The organism is Chromatocurvus halotolerans (assembly GCF_004340525.1).
In the GTDB taxonomy this organism is placed as follows: Bacteria; Pseudomonadota; Gammaproteobacteria; order Pseudomonadales; family Halieaceae; genus Chromatocurvus; species Chromatocurvus halotolerans.
Window position 1 is genome coordinate 78,010 of the sequence record NZ_SLWX01000008.1, and the last position, 19,914, is coordinate 97,923.

Here is a 19,914-nt window from a genome sequence, read left to right on the forward strand (position 1 = left end):
GGTGTTCCTCAGAGCTCGCTGCGCGCGCCGTCCGCAGACACGTCACGCGCGTCGAGCAGGGCGCGCAGCAGGGCACGTAGCCGCGCGGGGTTGACGGGCTTGGGCAGGAAGCGGTAGCCCGCGGCCTGCGCGGCAAGGCGCGTGTCGGCGCCGTCGTCGGCACTGATGATCACGCCATCAGGCAGCGGCGGCGCAAGCTCGCTGCAGACTGACCGCAGTGCGTCGATGCCCGTGTCGCCCGCATCCAGATGGTAGTCCGCCAGCACCACATCGACAGCTTCCTGCGCCAGCGCGTCGCACAGGCCCTGACGATCGGCCACTGCGCGTACCCGGCAGCCGAAGGACTCCAGCATGGACAGCATGGCGCTGCGCACCCTGGCGTCGTTCTCCAGGCAGAGCACCCGAGCGCCGGCCAGTTCTGCCTGGCCGCGATTTTCGGCTGCGGGTTCAGACAGCTGTACCTCGCCCCGCGGCAGGGTGACGGAAAACAGGGTGCCGCGGCCGGGCCGGGATTCCAGGCGCAGGGGCAGGTTGAGCAGTTCGGCGTAGCGGCGCACGATGGCCAGACCCAGACCGAGCCCCTCGTCATCGCGACTGCCGCCCTCGAGGCGCTCGAACTCGTCAAAAATGCGTACCTGATCCTGCGGCGGGATGCCCGGTCCGCAGTCGATCACCTGCAGCTCCGCGCTCCCGCCCCGGCGACGCAGCCCGAGCAGAACGTCCCCTGGGGCCGCATACTTGATGGCGTTGCCGAGCAGGTTCTGCAGCACCCGGTAGACCAGGGCACGGTCACTGTACAGCCACAGTGAACCGGGACGGCAGCGCAGGCGCACGCCGGCGCGGCGGGCGGCGGGGCCGAACTCGTCCGCCAGCTGCTGCAGCAGCGGTGCGGCGGCGAAGTGCTCCCGCTGCGGCTGCTGGCGGCCGGCGTCCAGGCGCGCCATCTCGCGCAGCTCGGCAATCAGCTGTTCGGCGCGCTGCAGTGCATCGTCGATCTGGCCGAGGGTCGACGCCAGCGCATCGTCGTCTTCCCGGCGGCTGCGCAGGGTGCTGAGAAACAGCCGCGCCGCATTTATCGGCTGCAGCAGGTCGTGACTGGTCGCCGACATGAAGCGACTGCGGCTGAGGTTGGCCTCGCGCAGGCGTGCTTCCGCCGCAGAGCGCAAGCGGTTTTCGCGGCGCAGCTCTGCGTTGCTCTCGCTGAGGCTGCGGCTGCCCGATTCCACACGCGCCTCGAGTTCCTGCTTGGCATCCTCCAGCTCAGCCACCATTTCCCGGTAGTCGGTGACGTCGATGAAGGTGGTGACAAAGCCGCCGTTGGGCATGGTGTTGCCGCGAATGTCGATCACGCGGCCATTGGGCATGCGCCGCTGCAGACGGTGCGGGCTGCCCTGGCGCAGCCAGGCGAGCCGCCGTGCAATCTGGTCATCCGAGGCTTCGCTGCCACCGAGAATGCCGCGCTGGGCATTGAAGCGGTATACCCGCTCGATGGGGCAGCCCACGTAGAGAAAGCGCGGCGGGTAGTCGAACATCTGCTCATAGCGGCTGTTCCAGGCCACCAGTCGCAGGTCGCTGTCCACCACCGAGACCCCCTGCAGCATGGATTCCACCGTGGATTCCAGCAGCTCTCGATTGAAGCGGTACTGCTGGTTGGCGTCGCCGATCAGGCCGGCGAGATCGCTGAACGCCAGCTGCCGGCTGTCCTCCAGCTGCTGCAGGACCCGGCGCGCCGAGGCGGCACCGATCACGCCGGCCAGAAGAGACTCGACCTGCTGCACCACAAAACGCGGCGCGCGATCGGCGATCAGCAGCCGCTGCTGGTAGCGCTCCTCCAGCTCCCGCCACAGGCGCTGGTAGGCGTCGTCACTGATGAAGGGCAGCAGCAGCGCCTGCAGCTGGCCCATACGCACCGGACTGAGCGCAAGCGCCTCAACGCTGTCGCCGGTCGGGACCGGCGAGTCCTCATCCAGAAACGCGTGCGCCTGGCGAAGGTCGGCGGCAGAGGGGCGCAGGAGGATCGACAGCAGTACCATCAGCAGCGTATTGCCGCCCAGGCTGATCAGCGTGGCCAGGGCGAGTGATGCGGGCAAGGCCTGCGCCATCGCGGTATTCGCGGCCACGGTCGGCGCCGCCATGCCGGGCTGGATGGCCGGCAGGGCCGCCAGCAGGAGCCAGAGCGACAGGCCCAGCAGCAGACCGGCCATGACCGCCACGCCCTGTGCCCGCCGCCAGTAGAGTCCGGCGAGCAGTCCGGGTGCGAGCTGGGCGGCGGCGAGGAAGCAGATAAAGCCGATATCCGACAGCCAGGGAATCCCGGCCAGCCAGCGCGCCACCCACCAGGCCGCGAGCAGAATGGCGACAATGGTCAGCTGGCGCACCCGCCGCAGGTTCTCACCCAGTCGCAGGATGAGTTCACTGGAATCGCCGCGCAGCCGCAAAAGTACGGGCACGGCAATCTCGTTGGTGATCATGATGGCGAGGCTGACGGTGGCGACGATCACCATGCCGGTCGCTGCGGAGATGCCGCCGATAAACACCGCCAGCGCCAGCCACTCGGCGTCATACGCCAGCGGCAGCCACTGTATGAACGCATCCGGACTCGGCAGGCCCGAGGCGCTGCCTGCCTGCACGGCGCTGCCGAGCGAGCTGATCGGTACCGCCAGCAGCATAAACAGCGCCAGATAGGCGGGAAAAATCCAGCGCATGAGCCGCGCATCGGCAAAGCGCTGTACCTCCACCACAATGACGTGAAATGTTCGCGGCAGACACAGGATGGCGAGGGCGCTGAGCAGGGTGTGCGCCAGAAACTCCGCCGACACCAGCGACGCATCAGGCGCGGGGAAGGCCGGCGTCGCTCCGTCGGGCAAGGCCACGCTGCCCAGCTTGACCAGCGCAAATACCGCGACCGCGAGGAAAGCGAGGAGCTTTACCAGCGACTCCACGGCAATGGCGTTCATCATCCCCGGGTGGCGTTCGCGGCCATCGAGACGCCGCGTGCCGAACAGCAGGGTGAAGGCCGCCAGCAGCACCGCAATCAGCAGGGTGGTGTTGCCACTGTCATGCGCTGGGGGCGCGCCGCGATCGGCCACCATGACGGCCCAGGCCTGATCCAGCGCCCGAAACTGCAGCGCGATATAGGGCAGCACCGCCGCGGTGGCCACTGCCGTAACCAGGATCGACAGGGACTGGCGCTTGCCGTAGCGGGCGCCGAGATAGTCCGCAATGGACGTAACCCGGTGGCGCACGCCGAGGCGCACCAGCCGCGCCAGGATCGGCCAGCCGAACAGGCACAGCAGAATAGGCCCGAGATAGACCGGCGCATGGCTCCAGGGCTGGGCGGTAGCGCTGCCCACCGCGCCGTAAAAGGTCCAGGAGCTGCAGTAAACGCCGAGTGAGAGGGCATACACCCAGGGCCGCAGGCGCACATCGTGCAGGCTTGCGCCAGTCTGGCTGCGCCGGTCGAACCACCAGGCAACGGCAAACAGCAGGCTGACATAGAACAGCGCCAGGCTGAGCAGGTTGCTGAGTGAGGTCACGCCGGGCTCCGCGATCAACGGCAGGTGGCCGCGACTTTAGCATAGCGTGACCGGGTTTCTAGGGCTTCACTCGGGCACTACCTCTTTGATGCTCAAGCGGGTAACACCGTACTCGGTATCTGGCTCGGGGAACGTTCTATAGCGGGCATTGTTCACATACAGCGCGCCGCCGAACATCGCGCCGCTGGCCACACCATCCAGATTGTCCGGGTCCGTAATGCTGCCGATCAGGGTGCCAGTGAGCATGTCCTTGTCCAGCTCGACCACCTGGATGCGGTCGATATCGTCGGGATCCGCAGGGTTGTAGGGCGTCATGATAAACAGCTTTTTCTGGTGCAGCACGATGCCATCGATAAAGCCCTGCAGCGGTGGCGTGACGATAATCTGGTCCGAGTGTCCTGTTAAAGGATCTACCCGATAAATGCGGGCGTTGTTCGAATTGCCGACGATCAGGGTCCTGCCGTCCGGCGTGGCGACAATGCCGTTTCCCTTGTAGTCACCGATTGGGTTGCCCTCTGCATCGAGACCCTGGTCATCCTCCAGAAAGTCGCCGCTCAGCGCGATCGGCAGTGCGTCGTCCTTGTTGGGCAGGCGGCCATTCTTCGCCAGCGGCAGCCGGTGCAAAAACGGCGCCGTGAAATTTGTGAAGTACACCGCATCACGCGTGATGGCCAGATCGTTGATCACCTGGCCGAATCCAGCCAGGTCATAGTTGCGGAGCTCTTCACCGGAGTCGGCATCGAAAACATAGGCATTGCCGCCGACACAGCCCGCCACAAACAGGTAATTGCTGCGCGGATCGACGCGCATCCCCAGCTTGAAGCACTGGGTGAAGAGGTCGAAATCCTTCTCCGCAGGGACCAGTATTTCGCCTTCACCGCTGCGCAGATCCACCTTGTAGATGGAACCGTCGACGGAACCGGTGTACGCCGTAGAGCCCTTGCCGATGGTGAATCCCTCCGGCGGGGCACCGGTCAATGCCGGCACAGTTGTGGCAAAGGCTTTTGCGCCGCCGCGGTCGGCCTGTGCAGGCAGGGCACAGGCGGCTACGGCCAGCGCAGCGAAAAGGCGGGTTCTGTTGATGCTCATCATGCTCATGCGAAGTTCCTCTCAGGGCTGGGTGCCCGGTTTATGTCGGGTGTAGCCGTGCCAGCGCACAGACTTTCACTTTGCGTGGCGGGGAGGGGGATTGCCTGATGAAATGCTGATATATTGCCGATGCAAACCTGATGTCCGTGTAAGAGGCTGTTTTTACGATGATTATGGTGTTTTTCATGGCAAGCGTATGCTCGCCTGCGGGCAGGGGTCCGTAAGGATGCCGGAGCCGCGGGTGATCGGGACCGGCGGCGAGAGTCCGGCTGTTCGCGCGTTCGGGCGCTGGCGATTCCACGTTGATACCGGTGATCTTGAGGACGGAACCAACACCCTTCGACTGGAGCCCCAGGTCGCGCGGCTCCTGGATTATTTTCTGATCAATCAGGAAACCCTGATCTCCCGTGACACCCTCATCGGCGCGGTCTGGGACGGTCGCGTCGTCTCCGATGATGCGGTCAATCGCTGCATCTCCATCCTGCGTCAGAAACTCACGCCGGATGACCGCAACGCCTATATCGAAACCGTCATGCGCCGCGGCTTTATCAGTCATTTTCCATCCCCCATCGAGGCCGCAGTAGCCCCGGAACCCGACCCGTCACAGGAAACCCGGCCCGCTCTTGGGCAACGGCGATACCGCGCACACTTCTGGCGATTCGGGATGCCCGCGGCACTGGCTGGCGTGCTTCTGGTCGGCATTGTGGTTCTGCGCGGTGCCGTGTCGCCCCCGGCGTCTGGCACGGTGCCCGTGGTTGCAGTGCTGCCCTTCACCTCGGTCGGGCTTTCCGCGGAGAGCGACTTTTTTGCCAAAGGGGTGCACGAAGACCTGCTGACGCAACTGGCGCAGCTGCAGTCGGTCCAGGTCATTTCGCGAACGTCGGTGTCCGGCTACGGCAACGAGGGTCATGACATCCGCAGTATCGGCCGTGAGCTGGGTGCTGATGCCATTCTGGAGGGCGGTGTTCAGTGCCTGGACGAGCAGATTCGTATCAATGTCCAGCTCATCGATGCCCGTAGCGATACCCACCTGTGGGCCGCGCAATACGATCGCGAACTGACCCCCGGCAATATTTTCAGCATTCAGACAGACATAGCGCGCGCGGTCAGCGCGGCGCTGAATGCCACCCTGACGCGGCAGGACATGAAGCAGCTTCAGGTCCTGCCCACACAGAACATGTCCGCCTACCGGGCTTATCACGACGCGATCGAGCTGCGAAAAAGGGAGGCCATCAGTACGCCGGCCTATCTCGCACACCTGGAAAAGGCGGTGGCGCTGGATCCCGGCTTCCTGCGGGCCTGGGCCGAGCTTGCCGGCGCGCTCAGTTTCGCCAGCATCAGTGTCAGGGATCCCGCTGCGGTGAGACGCCTTGAAGACATTCTGGAGCGGATGCGCGCAATGGCGCCGCAGTCCTCTGAATATATCGTGGCGCAGGCTTATTACACCTACTATGTCCTCAAGGACTATGAGCGCGCTTCTGCGCTGATTGCCCAGGCACGGCTGATGCGTCCCAGCGATACGCTGGTGCTGGAGCTGCAAACCTGGATACAGCGACGCCTCGGCGACTACAGGGGTTTGATCGAGACGCTGCGCGAGGCAATGAGCCTCGACCCGCGGAGCGACTACTGGGTCTACCGGCTGGCGATAAATCTTGTTGTTGCCCACCGCTATGACGAGGCTGCGGTGATACTCGACAGCGCACCGACGAGCACCTTCAGACAGGCGGCTCTCGCCAGCCTGCTGCGGGTGAGGCAACACCGTGAACCGTCCCGCCTTCTGCCAGAGCTGATGGCACTGCAGAGTGAGTACAATGTCCCGGTACCTCCCGTGCAGCTGTGGGAGGCGCACATCGCCGCGAGAGATTATCGTGGCGCCACGACAGTACTTGACGACATGCAGCGGGACGGACTCAGCGGGGATGATTCGGGTTATAGTTCGCTGATTGATCTTAATCTCGCCCGCGCCATTACCGCGCGCTTACAGAGTGATGACGCAGCCATGGGCGATCTGCTTGCCGCAGCCAGAGCCACGGTAGACAAGCAGCAGGCGGAAGGTCGGTATGCGTTCGCGCCCGGCGCCGATCTTGCGCTGGCGCTACTTGCTACCCCAGACCCCCTTGGAGGCACGGCCGGGATCGAGCAGAGGGTTCGCAGCTGGCAACGGGACGCGAGCAAAGACCTGGCGGAACTGACCAATAACCGGCATCACGCCTGTCGTGCGTTGGCGATGGCCGGAGCGGTTGCTGCAAGCGTGGAATGTCTTACCGCGGCGCTCGCAGCACCGAGCCTGGTGATGCCCTTTATCGAGCCGTTTCTGCCGTATTACGACCTGATCCGTGGCGACGCCAGGTTCGTGCGATTTCTGATCGATCCTGAGCGGGTCTGAGGCGATCGGGATCTCGAGTCTATTCTCATTAAGCTGTAGTCTCTGTCATACCATCGCCAGGCCTTCCAACGAAGAGCGAGAAAACCATGCCAATAAAAACCCTCCGAAACCGGCTATTGATGCTTTTCCTGCTGATGCCCGCCGTGCTGATGGCAGGCGGCTGCACCTCGGAGGAAGAGTCGCCCGCCTCTGCGTCTGCCTCCGCGTCTGCGACGGACCCGGAGCTGCAGCGCCTGCAGGCTATCGCCGAGCGCGTCACCATCATGCGCGACGACTTCGGCGTGGCGCATGTGTACGCCGGCACGGATGCCGATGCCGCCTTCGGTTTTCTCTATGCGCAGGCCGAGGATGATTTTCCGCGCATCGAGCGCAACTACATCTGGGCCACCGGTCGCCTGGCGGAAGTGGAGGGTGAGTCCGCGCTGTACAGCGATCTGCGGGCGAAACTCTATATGACGCAGGATGAGGCGCGCGCCGCCTACGCCGCCTCGCCCGACTGGCTGCAGGCCCTGTGCGATGCCTTTGCCGACGGCCTGAATTATTACCTTGCCACGCACCCCCAGGTGCAGCCGCAGCTGCTGACCCGTTTCGAGCCCTGGATGCCTTTCTACTTCTTCGAGGGTTCCATCGGTGGTGACATCGAGGCCATCGGGCTGCCCGGTATCGAGGCGTTCTATTCTCAGGTCGGGCAGCGGGTGGACGAACTGCCGGTCGCCTCGGCGCCGGCAAGGATGCAGACCCCACGCGTGGCGCAGCGTCAGCCGGCCCCGGCGCCGCTGTCGCAGACCCTCTTCGACGAACCCTCCGGCTCCAATGGCTTCGCCGTGACCGGCGCGAAATCCGAATCCGGCAACGCGATCCTGCTGATCAACCCCCACACCAGCTTTTACTTCAGGGGTGAATATCACGTGGTCAGCGAGGAGGGTCTGAACGCCTACGGCGCCTCCACCTGGGGGCAGTTCTTTATTTACCAGGGCTTCAACGAAAGCACCGGCTGGATGCACACCAGCACCCGCGCCGATTTCATCGACGAATTCGTGCAGGACGTGGTGAGCGAGAACGGCCAGCTGATGTACCGCTATGGCGATGAGCTGCGTCCGCTCGAGGTGATGGAGACGACCCTGCGCTATCGCGATGGCGACACTCTGAGGGAGCGGCGTTTCCCGCTGTATCGCACCCATCAGGGGCCGATCACTCACAGCATGGAGGGCCAGTGGGTGGCGACGCGCATCAACTGGAATCCGGTGGACGCCCTGCGACAGTCCTACCTGCGCATGAAGACCTCGGACTACGACGGCTTCCGCGAGGTCATGGACATCCGCACCAATTCCTCCAACAACACGGTGTTTGCGGATGCGAAGGGCAATATTGCCTACTTTCACGGCAACTTCATGCCGCGGCGCGATCCGCAGTTTGATTACTCGATGCCCGTTGACGGCAGCAACCCCGCCACTGACTGGCAGGGGGTGCACGAGGTGGAGGAAACCGTGATGCGGGTGAATCCCCCCAATGACTGGCTGCAGAACACCAACGCCACGCCGTTCACGGTGGCCGGGGCTGACAGTCCGAAGCCTGAAGACTACCCCGTCTACATGGCCCCGGATGCGGAAAACTTCCGCGGCCTGCAGGCGGTCAGTCTGCTGGAGGCCACGCCGCCGCTGACCATCGACAGCATGATTGCGCTGGCCTATGACAGCTACCTGCAGGGCTTTGCACAGCTGATACCGGGCCTGGTGTCGGCCTGGGAGGCGAATGCCGCCGAGTGGCCGCAGCTGGAGCAGGCCATTGACGTCCTGCGTGACTGGGACCTGCGGGTGAGTGCAGACTCGGTGCCCATGTCGCTGGCGCATTTTTACGGCATGAATGCCGCGCAGCGCATCGACACACCCACGGACATGAGCCGGATGGAACAGATCAACTGGCTGGGCACCGACAGCCCGGAAGATGAACGCCTGGGCGTATTCAGTGAAACACTGCTCGAGCTGGAAGGTGCCTTCGGCAGCTGGGCGACGCCCTGGGGCGAGATCAACCGCTACCAGCGCCTGACCGGCGACATCGATCATCAGTATGACGATGAGGCCCCGAGCCTGCCGGTGGGCATGGCCTCCTCACGCTGGGGCGCGCTCGCCTCCTACGGCGCCCGCGCCTATCCCGGCACGGATCGGATCTACGGGACATCCGGCAACAGCTTTGTCGCCGTGGTGGAGTTCGGGGAGCGAGTGAGGGCGAAATCACTGCTGGCGGGTGGCCAGAGCTCCGATCCGGAATCACCGCATTTTGATGATCAGGCGCTGCGCTACATCAACCGGGAGTTCAAGGACGTGGCGTACTACCGCGAGGACGTGAAGAAGCGGGCCGTGAGAACCTATCATCCCGGTGAGTGAGCGACGAGCAAAGCCCTGGGCCATGCAGGCCCACACCAGGCTGCCATGTTACAGCGGTTCACTGAGAATCCCGAGCATGGTCTTTATGCCCTCGCGATAGTTGCCAAGGCGCAGGGTCTCGTTGGGACTGTGCTGGTTGTTGTCGCGATTGACCGTTGGCACCGTCACGGCGGGAATGCCCAGCGTGGTGACAAAGGGCGATATGGGAATCGAGCCACCACTCATGCGTATCAGAATCGGCTCCTCGCCAAAGGCGCGATCCAGCGCACTGCGCAGCCAGAGACCGACGTCGGCGTCGAAGTCTGTGCGAAAAGACTGGTAGGAATACTCGTGGGTGAACGTGGCGACTCTCTCGTGCGCCATGCGCGTGCGCTTGTCGGGCACGGCATCGGTCACGAAAAAGCCCTGCTCACGAACGTGTTCGCGCACGCTGTCGATCAGGTGCTGCGGATCGGGCTCCAGCAGCAGCCGGATGTCCAGCTCCGCTCGCGCCCAACCCGGCACGATGGTCCGCACCTTGTCATCAATCCAGCCCGACTGCATGCCGCGGATGTTCCGCGACGGATACTGCATCGCCTCCTGGTAATAGCTGCCGACCTGGTCGACGGAGCCCGGCTGCAGCCGGTCTCTTATCTCCGCGTCGTCATCCGGTACCGCGCGCAGCAGCTGCTCGGTGTCGGCATCGATGGCAATGCCGTCATAGAAGCCGGGGATTGTAACGCGTCCCTCGGCATCCTTCATGGAGGCCAGCAGCTGCGCCAGACGCAGGGCCGGGTTGGGTGCGTAGTTGCCGAAGTGCCCGCTGTGCTGCGGCACCACGGGTCCATAGGTGGTGAGAGTGATCGTCGCGATGCCGCGGGCGGCAAAGGTCAGTGTCGGGCGGTTGGTGATATGCCGCGGGCCATTGAAAATGATGAGCATGTCGGCGGCCAGCAGCTCGCGGTTAGTCTCAACCGCCTGCGGAAGATTAGGTGAACCCAGCTCTTCCTCGAAGTCCATGATGACTTTCATGTTGAAGTTCGGCGCACGCCCTGCCGACCGCATGGCATCCAGCGCCGCGAGACACATTGCGACAGGCCCCTTGGCGTCGGAGGCCGAGCGCGCGAACACACGCATCTCATCGTCGTAGCTGTCGATCTCGTCCCAGGGTATTTCCACGAAGCCTCCGCTGCCGTCGGGTGTCTTCAGCGCGGGCCGGTAGGGGCTGTCCTGAAACCAGGCGTTCGGGTCTACCGGCTGGCCGTCCAGCTGCAGGTAGATGAGCACCGTTTTCCCGGCAGCATCCTGCGGCCGCTCGGCGAGCAGCAGCGGGGCTCCCTGCGTGGTAATCCGCCGGGTGGTGAAGCCGCGCTGTCGCGTCGGATAGTGGCGTGGATCGTGCGGTTTTCCTTGTCGTTATCGTTGCTCTTGGATACCGCAGCATCCGCATAAACGCATTGACGGGCAAACCAGTGGCCCGCTAGCGGTGCGATCTGCAGCGCCCCGGAAAGTGAGCCGAGCAAAACTGGCATATATTGCCAATATTGCTATCATCAAGGCAGAGACAATGAGAGATGCTTATGCCGACAAGAAACGTGGTTCTGACAGAGCAGCAGGAGATTTTTGTGGGAAAACTGGTCGAGGCGGGCCGCTATCAGAATGCCAGCGAAGTCCTGCGTGACGGGCTTCGTCTCCTGGAGCACCGGGTGCAGCGACGTGAGGCCGAGCTGGCCGATATCAAAGCCGGTGTCATCGCGGGTTTTGATCAGGTCAAGCGAGAGGAGTTTGCCGCGGGATCGGGTGAAGAGGCCATTGAAAGGGCATTCGAGCGCGCTTCTCGCAAGCATGGTTTGTGAGGGGTTACCGGTTAACACCGCAGGCTGAACGGACGCTTGAAGCGATTATTCTCTGGACGATCGAGAACTTCGGCATCGATCAGGCAGAAAGTTACAAGAATCAGTTGATCAATCGGTTATCAGCGCTCGCTGCAGACGAGCTGCCTCATGGGATATCGTGCAACAGCTTGCTTGCTGGGGAGCGTGAAGTCGATGACCTTGAGTACTATCGAGAAGGTCGGCACTTCATCATTTATAGAAATACCAAAGGCGGTCTTCTCGTGCTGGATTTCATTCACGGATCTCGTAATCTGCCGGCCATTCTTGCGGAGTTGGGCTGAAAATCCGTGAATCGCCCGGCTTGAGCCGTCGTGCTTCAATGCTGCTGCCATTTACCCCCGCACACCATCAGGCAGCCGGCATCACCCGATTCCGCCCGGCGGCCTTGCTTTCGTACAGGCGCTTGTCGGCCTGTTCAAGCACATCGGCGGCGAGCTGCTGGCCGTCCGATTCCGCAAGACCGATAGAGACCGTCACCACCCGCGACTCATCATCGCGATAGGCGTGCTCGATAGCCAGTGCCTCTACCTGTCGACGCAGCGCTTTCATCGCGACCCTGCCGCCAGCCATGTCCGTATCGCGCAGCAGCACCACGAACTCCTCGCCCCCGTAGCGGTAGACGCGGTCCGTGCGGCGCTTGAGGCCACGCTCCAGGCAGGCCGCTACCGCCTGCAGGGCGCGGTCGCCGGCCTGATGACCGTAGTGATCGTTGAAGGGCTTGAAGTGATCAAGATCCAGTAATGCCAGAACGAAGGGCAGGCGTTTGCGCTGCAGCTGCGCAAGATCGCGATCCAGTGCACCGCGGTTGAATACGGCGGTCAGGCTGTCGGTCTCACTGGACAGCGTGATAGCGCGATTGGCCTGTTGCAGCGCTGCATTGTCCCGCCGTGTGGTCTCGAGGGCGTCGAGTTCACGAAACTTGATGCGGTAGTTCTGGATGGCAATGATCATGGCAAGTCCGGTCATGATGCCGACGTTGGTGTAGAGCGCGCCCATGCGGGTGGTTGTGGATTCGGGCATGACCCAGTTCGCCCCCACCGCATACACGAGAAACGCGCCGCCGAAGAACAGCAGCGCCAGCCAGGGCCGCAGGAAAAACATCGCCGAGAAAATGAACACCTGCAGATAAAACAGATCGAAGGCATCACGGAAAGCGAGGTTCAGCGTGGCCGTGGCAATCAACAGCCCACCCACCACAACGATGAAGGCCCCGATGACGAGCCCCAGTCGCAGCTCATCCTGCCGCGAGCGCCAGGCGAGGGGGACGATCAGCAACACCGCCGCCAGTGTGGCAATCCGGTACCCCACGACCCAGTGAAACAGCGCCGGATCAATCGCCTCCACCCGGAACAGCGCGCCGAGCTCCTCAGGGCTCATCCCCAGATAGGCCCATTCGCGCCGCAGAAACAACAGCATCAGAAACACGACAACACCGGCCAGTATCCACAGGCGCGCCAGGTTCTGCCGGTCTATTTCGGCACGCACCGCACGCTGCCTGTCCCCGTTGACGACAACCTGCTCCCACCCGTTATCCAGAAGTTTTCCCCCTTTCGCAAAGTGTCACCGGCCACGAACATGCGTCGACCGGTGTATCGACCGCATTGTAAACCCAGCTGTCGCCAAAGTGTGGTGGCTTACGGACTGCTATCAGCCGGACTGCTATCAGCCGGGCTGCTATCAGCCGGGCTGCGCTCAGCCGGGCTGCGCTCAGCCGGGCACATCCGGGGATTGAGCGGGCGTCTGTGACTGTATATCATTCCGGCGTTCCCGCTTTCCGGATATCTGCCATGTCTTTTCGCTTTTCTTTCTTCCACGCTGCGCTGCGCAGCGTTGCCGCGCCTCTTACCGGCATTCTGTCGACGCTGGCATTGACCGGCACGGTGCTGTGGCCTGCGACCCTGGCCGAGGCAGCCACCGCCTCCGGCGCTGCGCCTGCCAGCCAGCGCATCGGCTCCGGCGCAGACGCCTTTGCGCAGCTGGGCCAGATGCTGCCCACGCCCAACACCTACCGCACGGCGTCGGGTGCACCGGGCCACGATTACTGGCAGCAGCAGGCCGACTACCAGATTGACGCCACCCTGGACGCGGAAGCGCGGCGCATTGACGCCCGTGCACGGATCAGCTACCGCAACAACTCGCCGGATACGCTGCGCTATCTGTGGCTGCAGCTCGACCAGAACCGCTTCAAGGCCGACTCCCTCGACCAGCGTTCGCGAACGGTCGCCGGGGATGTCGTCTCCTATCAGGATCTGCGGCAGCACCAGTCGATATCGACCGGCAACTATGGCTACAGTGACCTCAGCTTCCGGATCGCCGGTGAGGATGTGCCCTACGTGGTGGTGGACACCCTGGTCCGGGTGGATCTGCCGACCGCGCTGAAATCCGGCGCGCAGGTGGTGATGGATGTCACCTGGTCCTTCAATATTGTGGAGCGTGACACCGTGCGCAGCCGCGGTGGCTACGAGAACTTCGAAGACTCGGACACGCAGATCTTCTTCCTTGCCCAGTGGTTTCCGCGGCTCGCCGCCTACAGCGACTACGAGGGCTGGCACAACAAGGCCTTCCTGGGCTCCGGCGAATTCACCCTGGAGTTCGGCAATTACGGCGTCAACCTCACCGTGCCGGACAACCACATCGTGTCGTCGACCGGCGCCCTGAAAAACCCCCGCGAGGTGCTGACCGACGTGCAGCGCGAGCGCCTGGCCAGTGCCGGCAGCGAGCGACCGGACTTTATCGTCACCCCGGAAGAGGCGCTGGAGAACGAAAAGACCGACGCCAAAGGCAGCAAGACCTGGCGCTTTGAAGCCGAGAACGTGCGCGATTTCGCCTGGGCGAGCTCCAGCAAGTTTATCTGGGACGCCATGGTGCATGAGCAGCCCGGCGCGCGCCACGACCGGGTGCTGGCCATGTCCTTCTACCCCAACGAGGCAGAGCCGGTGTGGTCGATGTATTCCACCCAGGCCGTTGTCCACACCATGGACGTCTACAGCCGTCTGTCGTTCGACTATCCCTACCCGACGGCACAGTCGGTGAATACCTGGCAGTCCGGCGGCATGGAATACCCCATGATTACCTTCAACGGCTATCGCCCGGATCCACCGAAAGCCATCGACGACAATCCGGAGTCCCCCGAGGCCCGGGCAGAGGCACAGCGGGCCTACTCGCTGCAGGTCAAGTACGGGCTGATTGGCGTCGTCATCCATGAAATCGGACACATTTATTTCCCGATGGTGGTCAATTCCGATGAGCGGCAGTGGACCTGGATGGATGAGGGGCTGAATACCTTCCTGCAGTACGTCTCGCAGCTGGAGTGGGAGGAGGACTACCCGGTGTTCCGGCGCATCTCCGACCCGCTGATCCGGGAAACCAACGTGCTCGACATGATTCCCGAATACATGACCTCGTCCAACCAGGTGCCGGTCATGACGCAGTCGGACTCCGTGCTGAACCTGGGACCGAATGCGTACACCAAGCCCGCGGCGGCGCTCACGATCCTGCGGGAAACCGTCATGGGGCGTGAGCTGTTCGACTTTGCGTTTCGTGAATACGCCGAGCGCTGGAAGTTCAAGCGACCGACACCGGCGGACTTCTTCCGCACCATGGAAGATGCTTCCGGCGTGGACCTCGACTGGTTCTGGCGCGCCTGGTTCTTCACCACCGATCATGTGGATATCGCTATCAGTGACGTGCGCGCCTATCGGCTCAAGCACGACGACCCCGATGTCGATTTTCCGCTGGATCGCGAGGAGCGTGCGCGGGACTACCCGGCGCCGATCAGCGTCGAGCGCAACCGCGAGGCGGGCATCGTGCCCCGTGCATCACGCTTTGAGGAGCTGCAGGATCTGTACAGTGACAACGACGTCTACACCGTCACCAACAAGGACCGCAATGAAGCGGCAGACAAGTTTGACAAGCTCGAGGCCTGGGAGCAGCGGGTGTTCAGGCAGGCCATCGAGGATGAGTCTCTCTTCTACTTCATTGACTTCGACAACCTCGGCGGGATTCCCACGCCGCTGCTGCTGACCATTTATTACGAAGATGGCAGCGAGCGTGCGCTGGAGCTGCCGGTGGAGATCTGGCGCAAGGATGCGGTATCCGTGACCCATCGCCTGATCGAGACCCGGCCCATCGCCGCTATCGCCCTGGATGAGCGCCATCAGACGGCGGACGCGGATTACGCCAACAACCGCTTCCCGCAGCAGATCCGGCAATCGCGTCTGTCTGTGTTCAAGAAGGAGACGGCGAAGCGCAACCTGATGGCCGACATGCTGCACGAGCTGCGTGAGAGCGGCAAAGCGGATGGCAGCGATGATCGCAAGGCACCGCTGGAGCCCGCCCGCGATATGCGTGATGAGTAGAGGTGCTGTGTCAGCGTCCGTTGCGCCGCGAGCCGCAGCGCACGGCCGCCTGCCGGGCCTGTCCCGCTGGCTGCTCGGGCTGGTGCTGCTGGTCAGCGCAGCCCACGGCACGGCCCATCGCGGCCACGCCGTGTGGACCGATATTCACTGGGTGGAAGACCGTTTCGAGATTACCCATCGCCTGCACGTGCCCGACGCGATCACGGTGAACCGCTTCATGGACGGCTCACTGCCCATTGAGGACCTGCGCAGTCTGGCGCTGGTCGCGCTGTACGTGGAAGAGCGATTCTCGCTGACCGCTGCCGATGAGCCTGCGGCCTTCGAGACCCTTGGGGCGGAAATTATCGACGGCTTCGTTTACGTGTATCAGGAGTGGTCAACGTCGCTGCCCGCGGCGTTTCCCGATATCGACAACCGGGTCCTGCTGGATGTGGAACCCGGGTCGCAGGCGTTTATCCGCATTATGGGTCCCGGGCTGGACGAGGAGCGCGTTCGCTGAGGCTACGCTATCTGTTTGTTCACAACTCCAGGGCTGTGAATGCATCAAAGGTTTCTGGTGTCACAAACACAGCCTCGTTGGCATGCGGGAAATGCTGGAAAAACTCTTCCAGGGCTTCCTCGTGGCGAGGCTTCGGTTCACCGTACGTGACCTGAATGGGCGTCACACCACGTGGTGTGTTGACGACAAAATCCACTTCTCTCCTGCCTTTCCAGTAACTGATATCGGCGCTGCTTCGGCGCAGAACAAGATAGACGAGGTTTTCGAAGTCCTTGCCGGAATCCCGGCCAGATCGCGTGCTGACTGCTCGGCGCAGCCCGGTATCAATCGCATAATATTTGCGGTTATGCCGTACTCGTTTTGCTTCGGAATAGGCGAAGTAGCGACAGCTGAAAATCAGGTAGGCATCCTCGCAGGCCTGAAGATAAAGGCTGACAGTTTCCGGGCTCAACTGTATTGCACCGGCGATACGCCGCAGGCTCAGTTCCGACCCGACAGATTCCAGCACCATTCTTGCCATGGCCTGCAACAGTCGACTGGACTTGGCGGAGATCCGCTCACGAATATCTTTCTCGACAATATCCAGAAAGTATTGCTGCAACAGTTTCTCCGGCTGCGGGAAGTCCAGTACCGCCGGGAAGCCACCCCGCCGAATGAACTGCTCGAGATCTCCGGGTCGCTCACGCTGCTGGAACTCTGCGAAATCAAAGGGGAACAACTCATGGCGCAAGTGTCGTCCGGTCAGTGAGCTGGCGAGTTCGCCACCCAGTAACTGGCTGTTGGAGCCCGTGACCACGAAGCAGTGGCCACTGTTCATGGCAAGACGGGTATTCAACCACGGCTGCCAGTTCGCCACATTCTGGATCTCGTCGAGAAAAAACGTCAACCTGTCCTGGCTGGACGCCGTCGAAACTGCGTAGATGTCATCAAGCAATGCCGCATCGAGTTCACCCAGCAGTCGCGGATCTTCGAAATTGATAAAAATCGCCTGACTGTCGGCGATGCCATTGGCGAGCATTAATTGCCGCAACAGGGTGGATTTTCCGCAGCGGCGCACCCCCTGAATTACGGTGACCACGTCGGGTGTCAGAACACACTCCCCAACCAGATTCCGCGAAACGGTGTTAGAGGGCTGGGCGGACCAGCCAGACCAGTCCCTGAGAATCTGCTGCAGATCCGCCGTTTCCATTGCGCACGCTTCCGTTGCCAGTTATGTCCAGTGTAGAAGACGATACGGATTTCGTCCAGTGCACTGGACATATCTTTGTTTATCCAGCCAGATGGACAAATAACGAAGAGGCGCTGCAGTCTGTCAGGGCTCCAGCGTCAGCGTCTCAAACAGCACCGTCTCGATCTTTTTCCGGCTGTAGAACGCCGGAAACACCTTGTCGTTTGCCCACAGCTCGAACAGGTTGTCGTACAGCGGGTGGTCCGGGTCACCCACCTGCCCGGGGGTGTTCATGCCCAGCGTGTTGTCCCAGTCGCGGGTATCCACGAAGATCCGGAATGACGCCCCCGAGGTCTGATTGTCCCCGCTGCCGGTATTGCCCACGGTGAATCCATTGCCGCCGCGGGGAACCGGGCCCACATTGAGTCGCTCGCGGGTTGCCGCGTTCACCGCGCTGGCGAGGGGGTGCTGTATCAGGGCATGCTTGTAATCCGCCTGGCCGTAGACCCAGTTCGATGAGTCTTCGCCTAGCCTGTCACGCAAATCCGCAACCCCCTGTGCCAGCGCTTCCTGCAGGAAGGCGTCGCGGCCGGCCACGGGGTCGTCTCCGAAGTCGCCATCCGGTGCCAGCAGAAAATCGATCATCCGCTTCATGCCGATGGTCAGGAGGTCGCGGCCGGGCTCGGGAATCTTCAGCGCTTCGATGTTTTCCAGCAGGCGTCTCTCGAAGGCGACATAGATGCCGGCCGCCACGGAGTCCTTGTCCAGCACGGAATCCCAGGCCAGCAGCCGCTGGCGTGCCTGCTCCACCGTGGTATCGTCAGACGGCTGGCCCTTGAGCATGGGTACGAGGGTGCGTGCCGGAATAGACAGGGTGTCATGCTGCAGCTGGATCATGTCCATCATGTTGAACTTGCGCCCCGACCCCAGCACCTCGCTGGCCCGTGCCCAGCGGTAGGGGTCGGCCCAGGTGTAACCGATGGCGTCCAGATAGGGGTAGTCCTGGCGGGTGTAGTTGCTGTTGGAAGTCTCGATGTAGCCGCGCTCAGGATTGACCTCGTGTGGCTTGGCCTTGATGGGCAGATAGCCGTCCCACTCGTAGCGTCCATCTCCCGGCACCGGCACCATGCCGGAGAAGTTGCGGCGCAGGGGAGCAATCCCCACTGCCTGCAGACCGATCGTGCCGTCGCGGTCGGCCCAGACCATGTTCTCCCCGGGGATGTTGCTGTAGTGGCTGGCCTCGCGGAAGGCTTCCCAGCTGGTCGCCTGGTTCATCCGCAGTGATGCCAGGTAGGGGGCCCCACCGGATTCCATCCATGCCGGACGCACGGCATAGGCCAGGTGCCTGTCCCGGTCCTCGAAGGTCACGGGGCCGTGGCGGGTGTACAGAAGCTCCACGGTAACCGGGTCGTCGCCTTTCACGGGGATGACCTCCTCGATCACCTGCATGTTTTCCCAGCGCCCCTGGTATCGGTACTGTCTGGGATTCTGCGGGTGGGTCTCGTAGACCATCAGGTCCTCACCGTCGGTGCGGAACACGGTCAGCCCCCAGGCGCCGTAGCCATTGTGGCCGATGGAGATGCCCGGAATTTCCGGTTCGCCGCCACCGATCACGTTCCAGCCGGGGCCCACCAGGTGGGCCCAGTAGCGCAGCGAGGGCACCGCCTGGGCGCGGTGCGGATCGTTGACCATCATCGGCGAGCCGTCCTGGGTGAGGTCGCCGCTGACCACCCAGTTGTTGCTGCCGATGTCTTCAATGGCCCGCTTGTGCAGCTCCCGGTCCTCCTTATCGAGCACCGCCGCCAGCCGGGCAAAGCTGTCCTCGTCGTTACGGTAGGCGGCGACAACGTCCTGCGGCTCGAAGCGCAGGCGGTCCCGATACGCGTTGTAGAGATGGAGAATGTCGTTTTCCAGCAGGGACTCGCAATCGATGAGCGGGTCGAGCGCCAGGTCGGGCTCGTGGGGATGAAAATAGGACAGCTCATGCACCACGTCCTCGCCCAGCAGACAGACCGCGCGTCCGGTGTCCAGTTCGCTGCCTATGTTGCCCAGCAGGCCCTGATGGCGCGAGATCACCACTTCCGGGGTCCAGTGCTGCGGCTGTATGTCGAGAATGCGGAAGGGCAGCGGCAGTGACTCGGGAGTGGCCAGCGCCGCGTCGATATAGGCATTCACGCCGTCGACAAAGGCGTTGATGATGGCGATGCCCCGGGGATGGTAATGGCTCAGTTCCCGATCGAGGTCGCCGCGGAATTGGAACAGGCGGGTGCCGTGGTCGCGGTCGACCATGCGCGGGCCGAGCATTTCCGCGGTGGTGCCGGTTGCCTGGGCGCGCCAGATCTCGAACTGGAACAGCCGGTCGCGGGCGGCGCTGTAGCCCTGGGCGAAGAACAGGTCGTGCTCGGTCTCGGCATAAATATGGGAGATTCCCCATTTGTCCTTGAGAATCTCCACCGGCTGTTCCAGTCCCGGCACCTTCAGGGTCTGGTCAGTCTGGGAAAATCCCGGCGCGCTTAGCAGGGCTGCGCTGAGGATGATGAGGATCAACCAGGGACGGGGAGATAAGGTCATGGCGGTCTGCCTCGCTGGTTGCCACTTGACGGATCGTCAGAGGGCTGAT

At 62.8% G+C, this 19,914-nt stretch carries 12 protein-coding genes; 6 read left to right on the forward strand and 6 right to left on the reverse strand.

Going from position 1 to position 19,914, the window contains the following annotated elements:
• Positions 1-8 precede the first annotated feature (8 nt).
• Both EV688_RS10555 and EV688_RS10560 read right to left on the reverse strand, forming a co-directional pair.
• Complete coding sequence (locus EV688_RS10555) at positions 9-3,536, reverse strand: hybrid sensor histidine kinase/response regulator (protein WP_205686636.1); 3,528 nt, start codon at positions 3,534-3,536, stop codon at positions 9-11.
• Positions 3,537-3,602: 66 nt separating this feature from the next.
• Positions 3,603-4,634: a hypothetical protein gene (locus EV688_RS10560; protein WP_117318018.1), complete on the reverse strand. Its 1,032-nt coding sequence runs from the start codon at positions 4,632-4,634 to the stop codon at positions 3,603-3,605.
• Between the two features lie 217 nt (positions 4,635-4,851).
• Between EV688_RS10560 and EV688_RS10565 the strand changes: the two genes are divergently transcribed.
• Positions 4,852-7,011, forward strand: coding sequence for a winged helix-turn-helix domain-containing protein (locus EV688_RS10565; RefSeq protein ID WP_162883916.1), 2,160 nt, complete (start codon positions 4,852-4,854; stop codon positions 7,009-7,011).
• An 86-nt stretch (positions 7,012-7,097) separates the two neighbouring features.
• Positions 7,098-9,395: a penicillin acylase family protein gene (locus EV688_RS10570; protein ID WP_240624366.1), complete on the forward strand. Its 2,298-nt coding sequence runs from the start codon at positions 7,098-7,100 to the stop codon at positions 9,393-9,395.
• A 48-nt stretch (positions 9,396-9,443) separates the two neighbouring features.
• Here EV688_RS10570 and EV688_RS10575 read toward each other — a convergent pair whose 3' ends face one another.
• Positions 9,444-10,661 (reverse strand): M20/M25/M40 family metallo-hydrolase, encoded by a 1,218-nt coding sequence (locus EV688_RS10575; protein ID WP_240624365.1) that lies wholly within the window; start codon positions 10,659-10,661, stop codon positions 9,444-9,446.
• A 293-nt stretch (positions 10,662-10,954) separates the two neighbouring features.
• On the opposite strand from EV688_RS10575, the gene EV688_RS10580 reads away from it, so the two are divergent.
• Both EV688_RS10580 and EV688_RS10585 read left to right on the forward strand, forming a co-directional pair.
• A complete protein-coding gene (locus EV688_RS10580) occupies positions 10,955-11,230 on the forward strand; it encodes a type II toxin-antitoxin system ParD family antitoxin (RefSeq protein WP_117317999.1) in 276 nt (91 codons plus the stop codon).
• On the forward strand, positions 11,227-11,550 hold the full coding sequence (locus EV688_RS10585) for a type II toxin-antitoxin system RelE/ParE family toxin (RefSeq protein ID WP_117317997.1): 324 nt from the start codon (positions 11,227-11,229) through the stop codon (positions 11,548-11,550). Before EV688_RS10580 ends, EV688_RS10585 begins: the two co-directional genes overlap by 4 nt.
• Positions 11,551-11,617: 67 nt before the next feature.
• On the opposite strand, the gene EV688_RS10590 is transcribed toward EV688_RS10585, so the two are convergent.
• Positions 11,618-12,754, reverse strand: coding sequence for a GGDEF domain-containing protein (locus EV688_RS10590; RefSeq protein WP_117317995.1), 1,137 nt, complete (start codon positions 12,752-12,754; stop codon positions 11,618-11,620).
• 302 nt (positions 12,755-13,056) lie between these two features.
• Between EV688_RS10590 and EV688_RS10595 the strand changes: the two genes are divergently transcribed.
• Positions 13,057-15,627, forward strand: coding sequence for a M1 family metallopeptidase (locus EV688_RS10595; protein ID WP_240624364.1), 2,571 nt, complete (start codon positions 13,057-13,059; stop codon positions 15,625-15,627).
• 7 nt (positions 15,628-15,634) lie between these two features.
• A complete protein-coding gene (locus tag EV688_RS10600; protein ID WP_240624363.1) occupies positions 15,635-16,126 on the forward strand; it encodes a DUF6702 family protein in 492 nt (163 codons plus the stop codon).
• 19 nt (positions 16,127-16,145) lie between these two features.
• Here the strand turns inward: EV688_RS10600 and EV688_RS10605 are convergent, their stop codons facing one another.
• Positions 16,146-17,315 carry an ATP-binding protein gene (locus tag EV688_RS10605; protein WP_117317993.1) on the reverse strand — a complete coding sequence of 390 codons (1,170 nt, stop codon included), beginning with the start codon at positions 17,313-17,315 and terminating at the stop codon, positions 16,146-16,148.
• A gap of 123 nt (positions 17,316-17,438) precedes the next feature.
• On the reverse strand, positions 17,439-19,865 hold the full coding sequence (locus tag EV688_RS10610; RefSeq protein WP_117317991.1) for a penicillin acylase family protein: 2,427 nt from the start codon (positions 19,863-19,865) through the stop codon (positions 17,439-17,441).
• Positions 19,866-19,914: the final 49 nt, after the last annotated feature.

Bases quoted from the DNA above. Each gene is read 5' to 3' on its own strand.
- EV688_RS10560 (WP_117318018.1), bottom strand. From the start codon at position 4,634: ATGAGCATGATGAGCATCAACAGAACCCGCCTTTTCGCTGCGCTGGCC.
- EV688_RS10565 (WP_162883916.1), top strand. From the start codon at position 4,852: ATGCCGGAGCCGCGGGTGATCGGGACCGGCGGCGAGAGTCCGGCTGTT.
- EV688_RS10570 (WP_240624366.1), top strand. From the start codon at position 7,098: ATGCCAATAAAAACCCTCCGAAACCGGCTATTGATGCTTTTCCTGCTG.
- EV688_RS10580 (WP_117317999.1), top strand. From the start codon at position 10,955: ATGCCGACAAGAAACGTGGTTCTGACAGAGCAGCAGGAGATTTTTGTG.
- EV688_RS10595 (WP_240624364.1), top strand. From the start codon at position 13,057: ATGTCTTTTCGCTTTTCTTTCTTCCACGCTGCGCTGCGCAGCGTTGCC.
- EV688_RS10605 (WP_117317993.1), bottom strand. From the start codon at position 17,315: ATGGAAACGGCGGATCTGCAGCAGATTCTCAGGGACTGGTCTGGCTGG.
- EV688_RS10610 (WP_117317991.1), bottom strand. From the start codon at position 19,865: ATGACCTTATCTCCCCGTCCCTGGTTGATCCTCATCATCCTCAGCGCA.